Consider the following 15,967-nt stretch of genomic DNA (forward strand, 5'->3'; position numbering starts at 1 on the left):
AAATATAAAACTATGTAATATTAATAGTAGAAAATAAAAAAGGATTATATAAAAAATAATTGACTTGTTAAAAGAAAATATAGAAAATTCTATATCAAATAAGATTACAGTATGTATGGTTGCAGTTAAAAATTAATTATAATATTTATGATAGTTTTGTAAAATAATATATGTACTTAGATATAAAAGAAAATTATTTAAATAGTAATTTTACTTTAGAGTAGCCATATTCAAGTATATTTATATATTTAGAGGCTTTTTATAGAATCATAAGAAGACGAATTTTAAGTATATTTGTGGAAATATAAATTATAATAAAATATAAGTATTAGTGTAGAATAGTTATAATAATATAGGCTATTAAAATATAAACTTGGAGAGTTGATGAAAATTGTATGAAAAAGAAAATATTGTTTTTAGGAATTATTTGTATATCTATAATTTTACTAAGTAATAATACTTATTCCCAAAAGAAGCAACTATCTGAGGAAGAAAAGATAGATGACTTTAAATATGTATATAATGTTATAAAAACAGGGTATCCTTACTTGGATGTAAATAAGAGACTTAATCATATTGACTGGTTAGAAAATAAGGACAAATATATAAAAAGAATTAAAAATACTGAAAGTGATGAAGAGTTTATAGAAGAAGTATCCTCTATATTATCAGAATTAAACAATAAACATACTGAGTTAATAGATAATAAAAACAGATATGAACTTTTTAAAAAATCATACTCTAATAATAATTGGTATGACTTTCTTAATGACAAAAAAGTTGTAGATAGATATAATTCTATAAATACTAAAATAAAAATACCAAATGATATTTTTGTAAAAAAAGAACTGATTTTAGAAGATATAATTAAAGGTAAGGTTGGATACATGTATTTACCATCAATGTCACCACAAAATGGGTCAATGGATAAGGATTTAAAAATGATAGGAGATTATGTTAATACTTTAGAAAAATATCAAACTCTAATTATTGATATAAGAGGAAATTCAGGCGGAAGTGATAGGTATTGGAAAGGAATTGTATCTAAACTTATAAAAAATGATATAAAAATAGATGGTTATAGACTCTATAGAAATAATAATAAAATAGTTAAAAAATACACCAATGCAAGAAATATAAAGTTAGAGCCTATAGAAAACCTACCAGTAGGTGTAAAGAAAAATGCACCAAAGGAAACTTTAAAAAATTTTAGTGATTTTGAAAAAACTTCTTATACCATAAATACTAATAATGATTTGGAATTTAAAGGTAATATATACTTACTTGTAGATGAAAAAGTATATTCATCATCAGAGTCGTTTTCTATGTTTTGTAAAGAGACTAAGTTTGCAACTTTAGTAGGAGAAACTACTGGAGGTGATGGTGGAGGAATAGACCCTGTGTTGTTTGAGTTAAAAAATAGTGGTTTAATAGTTAGAATGTCAAGTTGTATGTATTTAAACAAAGACGGAATATGCGATGAAGAATTTAAAACTATTCCTGAGTTTAAAGTAAAAGACTGTAAAAGAACAACAAATTTTAAAGATGATAACAGTATAAAAAAGGTATTAAAGCTTGAAAATATCAATTATTAAATAACAATTAAATGTTGCTGGATATTATTTTAGAGATTTATCTTTAGCATTAAAAATTATAGAAAAATTGTAAAAAAGTAACTCAAAATGATTTTAAATGATTTTGAGTTACTTTTTTATGTAAGTTTTGAAGTTTTTTATAAGATTTATTTGTCCTTTTAGAATTTGATTGGAACCTCTATACAAAGATTATAATAATTTCAATAGAGCATTAAAAAGCAATAAAATATAATAAATAGCAATAAAATACAAAATAAATTTGACTTTTTGATATTCTTAAACTAATATATTATTATTATTATTATCAAATGAAAGGTAAGTGTAGTTATGGAGGAAAAGTTTTATACAATAGACCAAGTTGCGAATATTTTAGAAATGCATCATAAAACAATAAGAAAGTTTATAAAAGATGGGAAATTAAAAGCTAATAAACTCGGTAAGCAGTGGAGAGTATCACAAGAGGATTTAAATAGTTTTATGGATGTAAAGAGTGAAAATGAAGATAAGGGTATAGAATTTAGGTTAAATGCATCTGAAAACTTAGCGAGCATCCCAAAAGTTAATGTATCTACAGTAGTTGAGATAAATAATATATCTAATAATGAATATTCACGTTTATCAAATTTGCTTTTGGCACTTACAAATAATCCAACTTCAATATCAAGTGGTTCTACCATTAATTTGAAGTATGCCGAAAATGAAAATAGGCTTAGGGTTATGTTATGGGGAGATATAAAGTTTATTGAGGAAATGTTAAGCTCTATATCTTTATTAATAGAAAATATTTAAAGTAGAAATGAGGAACTAAAATGAATTACGATATAAGAGAACAAAAGGATAAAAAATATATTTTTGTAGATAGTAAATTTAGTAATGAAGAAGAAATCATGGATATTATATCACTGTGTATGGAACATGGTACAGATTATTTGATGTTTAGTAAGAATTCACTTACAGATAATTTTTTTAATTTAAAGACAGGTTTGGCAGGTATTACAATACAAAAATTTATAAATTATAGGATACAAGTTGCTGCAATTGTTGATGATAAAAATAGGATAAATAAAAGATTTTCAGAACTAATGTTAGAGTTAAATAAATCAAATAATTTTAGACTATTTGATAATTTTGAGGATGCTAAAAATTATATTTTAAATCTAAAATGACGGAGATTAATAAAATAAATAATATAAGTAAGGCATTTAGAAGTATTGAATATAAAAATAAAATACATATATATGATGATTATTTAATAAGTAAATGATATTTTCAGAATTAAGAAATTAATATAAATACAAACTTAAGAAACATATTTATTAATAACCTTTCTATGTTACAAAAGTGTAATACTGGTAGATAAAATGTAATATTTACATAAGGATTTAACCGTACAAAACCTTTAAAATAAAGATATACTAAGAAATGAACAAGTGGAGGTTATTAATTATGAAAGAAATATTAAAAATAAAGAATATATCAAAAGATTATGGTATAAAAGGATTTAAAACAAATGTATTAAAAAGTATATCTCTCACAGTTAACGAAGGTGATTTTATAGCAATAATGGGTCCATCAGGTGCAGGAAAAACAACATTACTTAATCTAATGTCTACACTTGACAAACAAACCTCAGGAGAAATAATACTCGATGGAATTAACATATCTAAAGTAAAAAATAATGAACTATCAAAATTAAGAAGAGAGAAGATAGGATTTATATTTCAAGACTATAACTTATTAGATAATATGACACTCATGAATAATATAGCACTTCCTCTGGCATTAGGGAAAAAGAAAAGTAAAGAAATTGAAGGTAAGGTATTTTCGATAGCCAAAAAATTTGGATTAGAAAATCATTTAGATAAATATCCATATCAATTATCAGGAGGTCAAAAACAAAGAGGTGCAGCAGCGAGGTCACTAATTACAAATCCAGCAGTAGTATTTGCTGATGAGCCAACAGGTGCTTTAGATTCTAAATCAGCTTATGAACTTTTAAACTCATTAGAAAGAATAAATAAAGAGAATAATGCTACTATTATAATGATTACACATGACCCTCTAACAGCAAGTTATTCAAATGAAGTATATATGATAAATGATGGAACTATAAAGTGTAAATTAAACAAAGGAAGTAGTAGAAAAGAATTTTATGGAAAAATTATGGATATGTTGGCCTCTATGGGAGGTGAAATGTAAGTGAGTGTACTTGGAATTGCTTATAATAATTTTAAAAGTAATATAAGAACTTATCTGGCATTTTTTATATCTATGGTCTTTTCAGTAGTTGTACTGACTAATTTTGAACTACTAAGATATGGTGATGCCATAAATGTATTGCAAGGGGAAAATCAGAAATTCACATTATCAGTGTTAATATCTGTAATAATAATATTGTCAGTATTTTTATTTTTCTTTATATGGTATGCGACAAATATATTCTTTAAAAATAGGTCAAAAGAAATAGGGATACTATCTTTTATGGGGTTGGATTTATATACTATAGGAAAAATATATTTTGTAGAAAATATGCTTATAGGAATAAGCTCTTGTATCACAGGAATACTTATAGGGATAATAACATCTAGATTTTTCCAGGTAGTAATAATAAAATTATCAGGATTTGATATAAATGTATCCAATGGGTTTAGTATCAAAGCTATAATGTATGCCAGTTTGATATTTATTTCTATATTTATGATAATGACTATAAAAGGTTTTGTAACAATATGTAGAAGTAGTGTAATAAACCTAATTAACACATCTAAGAAACAAGACAAAATACCAAAAGTAGGTATAGGATTATACATATTAGCCATAATATCAATTTTAGTATTAGGATATGGTTATTATCTTTCTATGGATATACGCTCTGGAAACATAGCTAGTGTAATACCAGTTATAGTGATAATAATAATAGGTACTTATGGTTTATTTAAATCAGTTATGCCTGTTGTATTTCATATGATAATGAAAAATAAAAAGGTATTATTCAATGGAAATAATATAATAGCAATAAACAATATAAATTATAGATTAAATAAAAACTATAAAACTTACTCTATAATAGCTATAATTATAACGACTACAATATCAACCCTTGGTGCATCAGTTGCCATAAAACATATGCAACAAAATGCTCAAGAACAGAGGAATGTATATACTGTTAGTATAGTTTCAACAGATAAAAATGAAGTAGATAGAACACAAATAGAAGATATAATAAAAGATACTAATAGTATAAGATATTCAGTAAATCCAGAACTAATAGCTTTAGAAAATCCAGATAGCAAAGATGATTATGATAAATTAAATATAATAATGAAATACAGTGATTTTTACAATATTCTCAAAGTAAATGGAAATGAGAAGGAATTAAAAGAGTATGGCGAAAAATTAGTTGAAGGAAATAATGTAATGCAGTTAAAAAGTCCTCAAACGATATTAACATTAGCTAAAAAAGAAACTAATGTGAACATTGATGGACAAGTATATAATATTACAAAAGGGGAAATAAAAGTACCAGTATTGGGAACAGGGATTAATGACAGCATTATAGTAGTAAATGATAACATCTACTCTAAGTTAAAAGACAAAGGAGAACAAATATATTTTTATGGAGCGAAAGTATCTGAGGAAGAAAATAGCCAAAAGATGTTCGATAATATTGAAAAAAATTTAAGTATGAAAAGTGGCTACATGAGAAATGGATATAAAGCTCAAAACGAAAGTCAATGGATGAAATTTGCATATGTAGTGCTTGTATTTTTATTTTTAGTATTTACGCTTGTGGCTGGAAGCATAATATACATGAAAATATATAGTGATGCTTATGAAGATAGAGATAAATATAAAACTTTATTGAAGATAGGAACTACAGAAAAAGAAATAAATAAAGCTGTCTTTAAAGAAGTAGCTATATTTTACACTTTACCAATGTTAAGTGCAACAATATCAAGTTACTTTGCATTAAGACTAGCAGGCAGTTTACTAATGGCTGATTTATTTAGTATATATATATTAAGCTTAGTAATATGCTTAATAATCTTCATAATATATGGAGCAGTATCTATTAATAAGTTTAAGAAGGTAATATACGAAAATTAATCAATAAATTTGTTAAAACAAAGAGACTCTTACAATAAGAGTCTCTTATTAATTAGGTTTAAGCCGTTTGACTAATAAATGTATACAAAATATAATATGATAGAGATAATTTATATTATAATAAAATATTAAAATAATGGAGATTGCATAAATGTATAAAATTTTATTAATAGAAGATGATATTGATTTATCAAAAGAAATTGCTTTGGCGTTAGAACGATGGGGATTTAAAGTAGAAGTAATTGATAATTTTGAACTGATTTTAGAAGAATTTATAGATAAAAAACCAGATGTAGTACTTTTGGATGTTAATTTACCACTGTATAATGGATTTTACTGGTGCGAGAAAATAAGGGGTGTTTCAAATGTTCCAATAATATTCCTTTCATCAAGAGATTCTGATATGGATTTAATAATGGGAATAAATAATGGAGGAGATGATTATATTACAAAACCATTTTCTATAGATATCTTAGTTACCAAAATAAATGGGATAATAAGAAGAGCTTATAATTATAGCGACTCTAATAGTATTCTATACTACAAAGATTTAATGTTTGATGTAGGAAAAGGAATTATAAAACACAAGTACAAGGAAAAAGATATAGAATTGACTAAAAACGAAATAAAAATTTTAAACTTATTATTAAAAAATAAAAATAAAGTTGTATCAAGAGAAAGTCTTATGATGACTTTATGGGATAATGATGAATTTGTTACAGATAATGCTCTTACTGTAAATATAAATAGATTGAGAAGTAAGGTTAAAGAGTTAGGTGTTGATGATTTTATAAAAACTAAAAAGGGAATAGGATATATAATATAATGATAGTAAAATATTTAAAAGACAGATTCAAGTATATTGTGCTTTTTTTTATTATCATTAGTATAATAAATATTTACTTATTTGCTATAAATATATTTGAGAATCAATATGCAGAGTTAATATACTTAGATTTTCTAGCTTTACTCATAATAATAGTATTTTTTATTGTAGATTATATAAACTTTAAAAATAGCTATAAAGATTTATGTAAGTGTCTAGAAAATAATGATGATATAGACAACTACTTGATTAGTGGACAATCCTTTGAAGCAAATATCATGAGAGATATTATTGGAAATTTGAAATCAAAGAATAATGATGATACAAAAAATTACAAACAATCTCTAAAAGAATTAGATGAATACATAGCTAAATGGGTTCATGAAATAAAGATTCCAATATCATCTTTGAGTATAATTACAGATAGATTAAATAATATAGAAGATAGTATAGATATTAAGAATCAAATTGCAAAAATAAACTTTTTAGTAAATTCTATTTTATATAGTAGTAGAAGTAATAGTATGTTTGAGGACATATTTATGAATAAAGTTAATTTAGAAAAATTAATAAAATCCTCTATAAAGAATAACTCGTTTTTACTCATAAAAAACAATATTGAAGTTAGTTTAAACAACTTAAATTATACTGTTTACACTGATTCTAAATGTATAGCCTATATTTTAGACCAAATTATTAATAATGCTATAAAATACTCAAAAGAAGTTGGTAAAATTGAATTTAATGCAAAGCCATTAGAAAACGGAGTAGTGTTATCTATAAAGGATTATGGTATAGGTATAAATGAAGAGGATATATGTAGAGTTTTTAATAGAGGATTTACAGGAACAAATGGAAGAAATAGATTGTATAAATCTACTGGAATGGGATTATACTTTGCAAAAAAGATGATAGATAACTTAGGTCATAAGATTGATGTATACTCAGAAAATGGTGTTTATACAATTTTTAATATTCATTTTTATAATATATCTGATTATTTAAATCTAAATAATTAAATTAATAGATTGAGTGTATCCACTTTAAATCTAAAAAATATAGTAGTATTTTACTGTAGAATATAATTTGAAATAGTATTACGAATCAAAAAGCAGGGAGATTATCTACCTGTTTTTGATTCATAATACTATTTATAAAAATTATTATCTCTGAGAACTTGAGCACGTATACGGTTAATTAAAAACTGTTTTAATTTAGTTAAGCAGAAAAATAAAATAGCTCTATTTTCAAATTCTGTTCTATCAACAGGTAGAGGTTGATTTTGCATACTAAGCATTAACCTGCCCAATTCTTCAAGAAGAAGATTCCCTGTTTCGGCTTCAAATTCAGTATAACCTATCTTATGTATGAAAGCAGATAGAATATGAGCTTGTGGTGGAGTAGAGTCTAGTTGAGATACATAACTATACAAGTCTTCTAAGATATCCCGTTGGCTTTTTATAATATCCATATGCTCTAAGAAAAATTTAGTATCACTTAATAAAGTATTATTAATATTATCATAAGTTTCAGAAATGCTACTATCAATAAGTGAATTTAAGGTATATAAATCTCTACTGAACCTATTTTCTTTTTTAGGATTTACAATAATATCGGCAATATCTATAAGCACAATACTCACTTCTTCTTGTAACTTTTTTTGTACTTCATAGATTTTATGTATATTTGTTGGAATATACATATTTATTATGACACCTATTCCAGTACCTATTGCAAATATTCCAGCTTCATTTAAAATCCATTTAATAGATGTTTCTCCTTGTAGGAAGTAATGGGATGCAATTACTACACACATGGCAATAACATCTTGAATTTTTAATAAAAAACAAAGTGGTATAATTATGAATATAAATATTGAAAATGAAGTCAAATTATATCCTAAAATATTAAAACATAAATAGGAAAAAATAGTACATAAGAGAAAACCATAAACCTTTCCAATAGAACCCTTAAGCGTTTCTTTTTTAGTGTCCTTTACTGTAAGTAGTACTATAACTCCAGCGACCATAGAGTATTCTAATTTTAACAGCCAAGCAATAGATATAGCAAGAGAGCATCCAAGAGATAATTTTATTACTTTAAGTGAATTAATATTATTCAAATATAAACCTCCTGTAAACAAATATAATAAAGATAATTTTAACATAAAACTAATAGGGTTTGAAATGTAATTAATTATACTTAATTATTTTATTGCCCTATTTAGCTAAATACAATCAATATATTTTTATTTTATGAAAGTTTTTTGTATATATTATTTGCCAGTGTAAAATCTCATACATTTGATTGAGTTAAAAATATTAACAAGAATGATGTAATAATTGTTGCTTTTGATGATTTGCTAATAATACCAATAAATAGCGCTATAAAGCTCATACTGACAAGTACAACTGACTTTAAAATATGATTATGTGATTATAAGTATAATATGTTTATAAGAATATTAGAAATGCAAGAAAACTGGTATACATCATGATGATATTTTTTTTATTTCATATCATAATAACAAATAAAAATAGTTGTAGCAAATGAAAATAGTCAAAAATGTATATACTATTATTAATAAAAAATAAAATTATATAATTAATATGATTTTATAATTTGTTTTGTATGGTGATTTTTAACTTTTATGTTATACTATTTATAAAAGTAAGTATAAAGATAAAAATACATAATTAAATATGTATGAGAAGTTTTAAATAGCCTTATTAATGAACTTAATTATTGTTCATAATGACAAATTGGAGGAGATAAACATGAAAATTACTGAAGGATACATGCCTTTTGAAGGTTTTAAAACCTATTACCGTATAGTGGGAGAAGCTACAGAAGGAAAGAAACCATTAGTACTACTTCACGGAGGTCCAGGTTCTACACATAACTATTTTGAAGTATTGGACAAGATAGCTGAAAGTGGAAGACAAGTTATAATGTATGACCAAATTGGTTGTGGTAATTCATTTGTAGAAGGGCATCCTGAGTTATTTAATGCAGACACTTGGATAAAAGAACTTATCGAACTAAGAAAACATCTAGGGCTTGATGAAATACATCTATTAGGTCAGTCTTGGGGAGGTATGCAGGCTATTTGGTATGCTATTGAATATAAACCAAAGGGTATCAAGTCGTACATTCTTTCATCTACTCTTTCTTCTGCAAAACTTTGGGAAAAAGAACAAAAAAGAAGAATATCATATATGAGTGAAGCTGACCAAAAAGCGTTACTTGATGCAGTAAATACTGGAGATTACTCTAGTAAAGAATATAATGATGCATTAGAAAAGTTTATGGAGATGTATTGTGCAGGGGAAGTAACTGAAGATTCTCCTGAATGTTTAAGAAGACCTAAAAAGTCTGGTTCTGAAGCATATATTGTAGGATGGGGATATAATGAATTTTCTCCTACAGGTACTCTTTCTGGATATGAGTTTACAGATAGATTACATGAAATAAAGGAACCTTGTTTAGTAACTAGTGGAGCGATAGATTTGTGTTCACCATATATTGCAAAGACTATGTATGATAGGATACCTAATAGTAAATGGGAACTATTTGAATATTCAAGACATATGCCATTTGTTGAAGAAAATGATAAATATATAGAAGTTCTAACTAAATGGTTAAATGAAAATGATTAAGCTTATATAAATTTATAAAAGAGATTAAACTGATTGTTTAATCTCTTTTTTTATTATTTTATTATAAATTAGAGTATTTTTTATATATGATAAATTTTGAATAAGAATAATATGAACAATTGTAAAAAGTTTAAAAGTGTTTAAAGAGAAAAAAAGTCTTAAAACCTCAATAAATCATACAAATTATTAAAAAACTACTATAATTAACATATAATAATAGAATTTAAAAACACTTAGTTTTATGAGATTTTAGAAATTTTTTTTAAAATTGGTATAATTATTCTGTTTAAACTTGCTTAAAAAGTATATTTATTATAATAAGAAACAATTATATAAATAGGAATAGATTATTATATTAATATATAAATAAAAATAACTATAGAAGGAAAGGCATATTATGGAAAAGTCAAAAGTTATTGAAATGATAAAAAATAATCCTAATATTATAGCAACTATAAATAATCCAACTGATGAGATGAAACTATTAGCTATCAAAGAAAATGGACTTGTACTAGAATATATAAATAATCCAACTAGAGAGATGCAAGAATTAGCAATTGATAACAATATTAGAGCAATTAAATTTATAAATGACCCAACAGAAGATATGATGATAAAAGCAGTAAATGATGGATGGAGTATATTAGACTATATAAAAAATCCAACTGATAAAGTGATTAAATTAGCTATAAATCAAGCAGGGTGGGCTATTAAATATTCTAAAAATCCAAGTGAAGAGTTACAATTATTAGCAGTAAGAAAAAATTATGATTCGATAAAGTTTATAAAACAACCTTATGAAAGTGTACAAGAAGAAGCAGTAAAAATAAGTTATGATGCATTAAGATATATAGATTTTCCTAGTTATAATACAGAACTTATAGCTATTAAGAATAATGAGGCAGCTATTAACTTTATAACTAATTTAGATAAGAATAAAATATTAGAATTCCTAAAAGTAAATATTTTAGTGATTAAGTATATTGTAAAGAAAGTATCTAAAGAGGAATTAGAAGAAGTATTAAAAGAAGTACTATCAAAAGAAGATGTTGAAGAAAAGTATATTAGAGATTTTTTAAATTGTAATATTATAGATAGAAACAGTGACTATATAGCAATAGACAAAATGATGTTTATTTACAAATATGGAAGTAAAACAGCAAAAAAAATAGCTGTAGACGAAAAATTGAAAATTATGTAGGAGAGAGAAAAAATGAATTTTATAGATACATTAAAAAGCGTTGACTTAATATTATCCACTGGAGAAGTACCTCTAATAGTTGGTGAAAGTGGGATAGGAAAAACAGCTCTAGCAAAAAAACTTGCTAAAGACAATAATTGGAGTTTGATTGTAATTGATGGAAATCTACTTAAAGAGGGTGAAATAGGAGGTCTTCCAACTATAGAATCTTATGTAGGAATTAATTCTAATGGATATAAGACAGAAAAGAAAACTACAGTATATGCTGTTCATAATAAATTAAGAGAAATTGATGAAGAAATATCTAAAGGAAAAACAGTTCTTTTATTTATAGATGAGATAAATCGTTGTGAGCATACTGTACAACAAGAACTTATGAATCTAATTTTAAATAGAGAGATTAATGGATATAAGTTACATGATGATGTAAAGATTTTAGCAGCAATGAATCCATCAAGTAAATATGGTTCAGATTTCGATTATCAAGTTGTAGATATGGATTCAGCTCAAGAAAATAGATTTGTTTGGTTAAATATGGAGAGTGACCATACACAATGGTTGAAATGGGCAATAGATGAAGGAATTGAAAAAAAGATTATAGAGTTTATTTCAACTTTTCCAGAATATCTGCATAAAACAAATGAAGATGATGTAAGAGCAACTCCGAGAAGTTATGAGAGAGTTTCTAAAATTTATAAAGTTTATAAGGACAAAAATAAAGAAATTCCTAGATCAGTATTTCTAAATGTTATAAAGGGGAATGTAGGTAAGGTTATAGCAGAAGAGTTTATAAGTTTTATTGAATCAGATTCTAGTCCATTGATATCTTATGAAGATGTTTTTTTAGGTGATACTATTGATGAACATCTTGTAGAAAGAGTAAAAAATGAAAGTCATACAAGACTTTATTTATCAGCGATAAATATTCTAAAAAACTTAGAATTAAATATGAAAAATGATGAGTATGAATCAAAATATTATATTGATAGATTTATTGAGTTCTTAAAAATATATCCTATAGATTTAATGATAGGAATTATGAAGGATATTAGAAATAGCTATATTGAAGTGTATAAAAAAGCTATAGAAAATGAAGAGTTTGTAAAATCTTACTTTGAGTCATATCGTTTAATAAGGGGATAATATATGGAAAATTATTTTGATAAGCAGGCAAAAGAACTCTATATTAAAGCTAGTGAAATTATAAATACTCATTCTATGTTAAAGGCAAATCGTGCTAATGAGAAATTTGAGGTAGATATACCAAAAGATTTTAAAGATGAATTTTTTAGTCTTGTAGATAAAGTTAGCTTAAGCCTTATGGAAGAAAAAGATAATTTTTATGGCTATTTTTTGTTTCAGATGTCAAGAGAGATAAGATTTGATATAAGTAGTCCTACAGGTGTGAATTTTAAAGGAGCTAAATACGTCATATACTTTAATCCAATAATTTTTTTAACTCTCAATATAGAACAGATGGAAAGTACAATAAAGCATGAAATTTATCATATAGTATCTATGCATTTGGTAAGAGCAAAAGAATTAAAAGGAAAGTATAGTACATTAGCCATTAATATGGCAATGGATATAGTAGTAAATAAATATTTGAATAATTTACCACCATATGCTACTACTTTAGAATGGGTAAATCTAAAATACTCTCTAAAGCTAGAGCCATATGAACCTTTTGAGTATTATGTAGAAAAGATTCAAACTGAATTAGATTTGTTAGAAGAAGATGAAGATGGTGAAGAAGATGATAGCGACAAGTATGGAACTATAGAAACTGATTATAGACCAGAAAAAACTCATGATATATGGGAAGAATCCGATGATATAGATGAAAGAACTCTTAGAGAATTTACAGAGAAATTTATTGATAGTTCTCAAAAAGGTAAAATTCCAACACACTTAGAAAACATGATAGCAGCTCTTAAAAATAGTAAAGGCGAATTACCATGGAATTTATATCTTAGTAGGTTAATGGGAACTGTTGAAAACAATAAAAAGAAGACTATAACAAGGAGAAATAGAAGACAGCCTAATCGATTAGATTTAAGAGGAGAACTTAGAAGTCATAAAGCAGAAATAGCCGTTGCTATTGATATAAGTGGAAGTATTAGTGATGAAGAATTTAAACAAGCAATTAAAGAAGTTCTTAATATAGTTAAAAATTATAATCATGAAATTACTATTATAGAGTGTGACAGTGAAATTAGACGTGTATATAAAGCAAAAACTATAAAAGATATAAAAGATAGAGTTAAAATAGGTGGAGGCACAAAATTTACTCCAGTTTTCGAATATGCTAATAATAAAAAGATTAACTTATTAGTTTACTTTACTGATGGTAAAGGTGAAAATAAGCTACAAGTAATACCTAGAGGTTATAAAGTTTTATGGGTTATTTCTGGAAATGGAGATAAACTTTCACTGAGAGAGCATTATGGAGCAGTTAAAAAACTTAGTAAAGTTGAAACAAAAGATGATATATTAGAGATAAACGATATTAGAAATGATGGATACTCAATGAATAGTCAAGCACCAATTTTATAAATATTATAATGGGTATGATTGTTATGATTTGTTCGATTGTTATGGTTTACTTACTATCCAAATTAATGAAAAATACATTGATTAATAGTCAATGTATTTTTTATTATTTAAACAATAAAAGTTTTACTTAGCTTAAACTCTCAAAATATGGTACAATTAGTATATAGTAGATAGTTTTGATGATGTAAATTCAGTTGTCAAAACTATTTTTTGTTAAGGATGGTGAGGTTTTGTGTTTAAGATTGATGATTATATAATGTACGGAATGACAGGTGTTTGTAAAGTTTTGGACATAACAAACGAAAAAATTACAAATGGTGTACAAAAAGAATATTATGTATTAAGTCCCCTTTATTCTAATAATACAATAATAAAAATACCTGTTGATAATAAGAAAGTTCCAATGAGAAAGATACTTTCTGAAGTTACTGTGGCTTCGCTAATAAATGATATACCTAATATGGATACATCATGGATAGATAATGAAAAAATGAGAAGTGAGCAATTTAAAGTGATGCTTAGAAGTGGTAAGTGTGAAGAGTTACTTAAATTAATAAGAAGTATATACTGTAATAAAGAACATATAAAATCTCTTGGTAAAAAATCACATCAAGCAGACGATAATATGATGAAAGAAGCAGAAAGATTATTAAATGAAGAGTTTGCAACTGTTTTGAATATTTCTCCTGATGAAGTTACTTCATATATATCAAGTCATATACCGCAATAAAGTATTTTTTATATTATCTCCTACTTAAAAAGTATAGCATAGTTAAAACTATAAAGAAAAAGAAAATAATATTTAAATATAATTTTACAATAAGTATTTATGAATATTTTATTGCTATTTTTAATTATTTCAGAATATTATTTATTCGCATTGTTTTACTAAAAATTGAATATATAATATTATAGGAATTGTTAAAATGATGTTTATAATATACAATTCTTAAAAAATTAAATTATTATTGAAAATACTTTTTAATCAAGGGGATGATTGAATGGTAAGTTTAATAAGCATGTTGAAAATCTGAAGTAAAATTAATAATATTATAAGAGTATTATCATTTAAAATATATGACAATATAAAATATATTCTAGTGTTAATTGATAAGGTGACTACTATATTAAATAGAAGTCATCTTATTTAATTTTACCTACATCGTAAAAATTTATATTTTATTAAAGTAAAATAGGCTCATTTAAGTTACACATAGTTTTAATTTCTATGTAAAAAATCTTATTTTTAGCTTCATATAAACAAACTTTTAACTTAAATTTATCCAGATTATTATTTTTATATTATTGCTAGAATTAAGTATATTACGAAGATGTTTTTAAATATTAACATTAAATTATTTGGAATTATACTAATATAAACATAAGCTATATTTATTATAAATACTACAATTTAGCTATTTATTTAAGAAATAATTATTTTTTATAAATGAAAACATAGATTAGATAAATGCTTCTAGCTTAGAAGAGTACATTATAAATATAATCGACAAAATAAGACTAAATATATCTTTATAATTTGAATTGATATATTTGCTGTATATTTATAGTGTAACTTGAAAAATTATAGATATACAAAATTTAGAGTATTTCTAAAATAGTAATATATAATAATTACTATAGTTTGTTTTTAATCAAACTTTTTTATTTTAATTAAGTAAATATTAAGTTAACAGATAAAAAATGATGGATTTTAAAGAATTTAAATTTATTAAAAAAGTATTTACTACTTTTGTTGTATTTATTTAACAATTTCATTGATTGTGTATTTAGAATAATTATGATTAGGTGTAAATTTAGAATTTATAAGTTTAAGAAATAAAGTTATATCTTAAAGGTGAAGTATCTCTACTATTCTAAAAATTAATGAAATTTATTAAATTAATCAAAAAAATAACAATCGTTTAAAAGTTAAAAATAGTTAATTAAAATTGATTAGAATATCCTTTTTTTTAATTTTATCATTGATAATATTTCTTAAATAATAAATGTTCTTTGGTGGAGT

13 protein-coding genes are annotated in these 15,967 nt (G+C 24.5%); 12 read left to right on the forward strand and 1 reads right to left on the reverse strand.

Annotated elements, in window-relative coordinates; translation table 11 throughout:
* Positions 1-395 precede the first annotated feature (395 nt).
* The 7 genes from IR151_RS07400 to IR151_RS07430 all read left to right on the forward strand — a co-directional run bounded on the left by IR151_RS07400 (position 396) and on the right by IR151_RS07430 (position 7,547).
* Positions 396-1,595 carry a S41 family peptidase gene (locus tag IR151_RS07400; protein ID WP_227433879.1) on the forward strand — a complete coding sequence of 400 codons (1,200 nt, stop codon included), beginning with the start codon at positions 396-398 and terminating at the stop codon, positions 1,593-1,595.
* A gap of 327 nt (positions 1,596-1,922) precedes the next feature.
* Complete coding sequence (locus IR151_RS07405) at positions 1,923-2,384, forward strand: helix-turn-helix domain-containing protein (protein ID WP_227433880.1); 462 nt, start codon at positions 1,923-1,925, stop codon at positions 2,382-2,384.
* Between the two features lie 20 nt (positions 2,385-2,404).
* Complete coding sequence (locus tag IR151_RS07410) at positions 2,405-2,761, forward strand: DUF4180 domain-containing protein (protein WP_227433881.1); 357 nt, start codon at positions 2,405-2,407, stop codon at positions 2,759-2,761.
* A 280-nt stretch (positions 2,762-3,041) separates the two neighbouring features.
* Entirely contained in the window at positions 3,042-3,794 is a 753-nt protein-coding gene (locus IR151_RS07415) for an ABC transporter ATP-binding protein (RefSeq protein ID WP_227433882.1), read from the forward strand.
* Complete coding sequence (locus tag IR151_RS07420; protein WP_227433883.1) at positions 3,795-5,702, forward strand: FtsX-like permease family protein; 1,908 nt, start codon at positions 3,795-3,797, stop codon at positions 5,700-5,702.
* Positions 5,703-5,853: 151 nt separating this feature from the next.
* Complete coding sequence (locus tag IR151_RS07425) at positions 5,854-6,528, forward strand: response regulator transcription factor (RefSeq protein ID WP_227433884.1); 675 nt, start codon at positions 5,854-5,856, stop codon at positions 6,526-6,528.
* Positions 6,528-7,547, forward strand: a complete 1,020-nt coding sequence (locus tag IR151_RS07430; protein ID WP_227433885.1) for a sensor histidine kinase — start codon at positions 6,528-6,530, stop codon at positions 7,545-7,547. The genes IR151_RS07425 and IR151_RS07430 overlap by 1 nt, the downstream gene beginning before the upstream one ends.
* A gap of 128 nt (positions 7,548-7,675) precedes the next feature.
* Here IR151_RS07430 and IR151_RS07435 read toward each other — a convergent pair whose 3' ends face one another.
* Positions 7,676-8,650, reverse strand: coding sequence for an aromatic acid exporter family protein (locus IR151_RS07435; protein ID WP_227433886.1), 975 nt, complete (start codon positions 8,648-8,650; stop codon positions 7,676-7,678).
* A 655-nt stretch (positions 8,651-9,305) separates the two neighbouring features.
* On the opposite strand from IR151_RS07435, the gene pepI reads away from it, so the two are divergent.
* From pepI to IR151_RS07460, 5 genes are all read left to right on the forward strand, one after another.
* Positions 9,306-10,187: a proline iminopeptidase gene (gene pepI / locus IR151_RS07440; RefSeq protein WP_227433887.1), complete on the forward strand. Its 882-nt coding sequence runs from the start codon at positions 9,306-9,308 to the stop codon at positions 10,185-10,187.
* A 397-nt stretch (positions 10,188-10,584) separates the two neighbouring features.
* On the forward strand, positions 10,585-11,388 hold the full coding sequence (locus tag IR151_RS07445; protein WP_227433888.1) for a hypothetical protein: 804 nt from the start codon (positions 10,585-10,587) through the stop codon (positions 11,386-11,388).
* Positions 11,389-11,400: 12 nt separating this feature from the next.
* Positions 11,401-12,531 carry an AAA family ATPase gene (locus IR151_RS07450; RefSeq protein WP_227433889.1) on the forward strand — a complete coding sequence of 377 codons (1,131 nt, stop codon included), beginning with the start codon at positions 11,401-11,403 and terminating at the stop codon, positions 12,529-12,531.
* A gap of 3 nt (positions 12,532-12,534) precedes the next feature.
* Complete coding sequence (locus IR151_RS07455; RefSeq protein ID WP_227433890.1) at positions 12,535-13,944, forward strand: VWA-like domain-containing protein; 1,410 nt, start codon at positions 12,535-12,537, stop codon at positions 13,942-13,944.
* 232 nt (positions 13,945-14,176) lie between these two features.
* Complete coding sequence (locus tag IR151_RS07460; protein WP_227433891.1) at positions 14,177-14,674, forward strand: CarD family transcriptional regulator; 498 nt, start codon at positions 14,177-14,179, stop codon at positions 14,672-14,674.
* Positions 14,675-15,967: the final 1,293 nt, after the last annotated feature.

The sequence above is a fragment of the Clostridioides sp. ES-S-0006-03 genome (genome assembly GCF_020662275.1).
Taxonomy (GTDB): Bacteria; Bacillota; Clostridia; order Peptostreptococcales; family Peptostreptococcaceae; genus Clostridioides.

What these genes read in the sequence shown, in the direction of transcription:
- IR151_RS07400 (WP_227433879.1), top strand. Translation starts at nt 396, where the DNA reads ATGAAAAAGAAAATATTGTTTTTAGGAATTATTTGTATATCTATAATT.
- IR151_RS07405 (WP_227433880.1), top strand. Translation starts at nt 1,923, where the DNA reads ATGGAGGAAAAGTTTTATACAATAGACCAAGTTGCGAATATTTTAGAA.
- IR151_RS07410 (WP_227433881.1), top strand. Translation starts at nt 2,405, where the DNA reads ATGAATTACGATATAAGAGAACAAAAGGATAAAAAATATATTTTTGTA.
- IR151_RS07415 (WP_227433882.1), top strand. Translation starts at nt 3,042, where the DNA reads ATGAAAGAAATATTAAAAATAAAGAATATATCAAAAGATTATGGTATA.
- IR151_RS07425 (WP_227433884.1), top strand. Translation starts at nt 5,854, where the DNA reads ATGTATAAAATTTTATTAATAGAAGATGATATTGATTTATCAAAAGAA.
- IR151_RS07430 (WP_227433885.1), top strand. Translation starts at nt 6,528, where the DNA reads ATGATAGTAAAATATTTAAAAGACAGATTCAAGTATATTGTGCTTTTT.
- pepI (WP_227433887.1), top strand. Translation starts at nt 9,306, where the DNA reads ATGAAAATTACTGAAGGATACATGCCTTTTGAAGGTTTTAAAACCTAT.
- IR151_RS07445 (WP_227433888.1), top strand. Translation starts at nt 10,585, where the DNA reads ATGGAAAAGTCAAAAGTTATTGAAATGATAAAAAATAATCCTAATATT.
- IR151_RS07450 (WP_227433889.1), top strand. Translation starts at nt 11,401, where the DNA reads ATGAATTTTATAGATACATTAAAAAGCGTTGACTTAATATTATCCACT.
- IR151_RS07455 (WP_227433890.1), top strand. Translation starts at nt 12,535, where the DNA reads ATGGAAAATTATTTTGATAAGCAGGCAAAAGAACTCTATATTAAAGCT.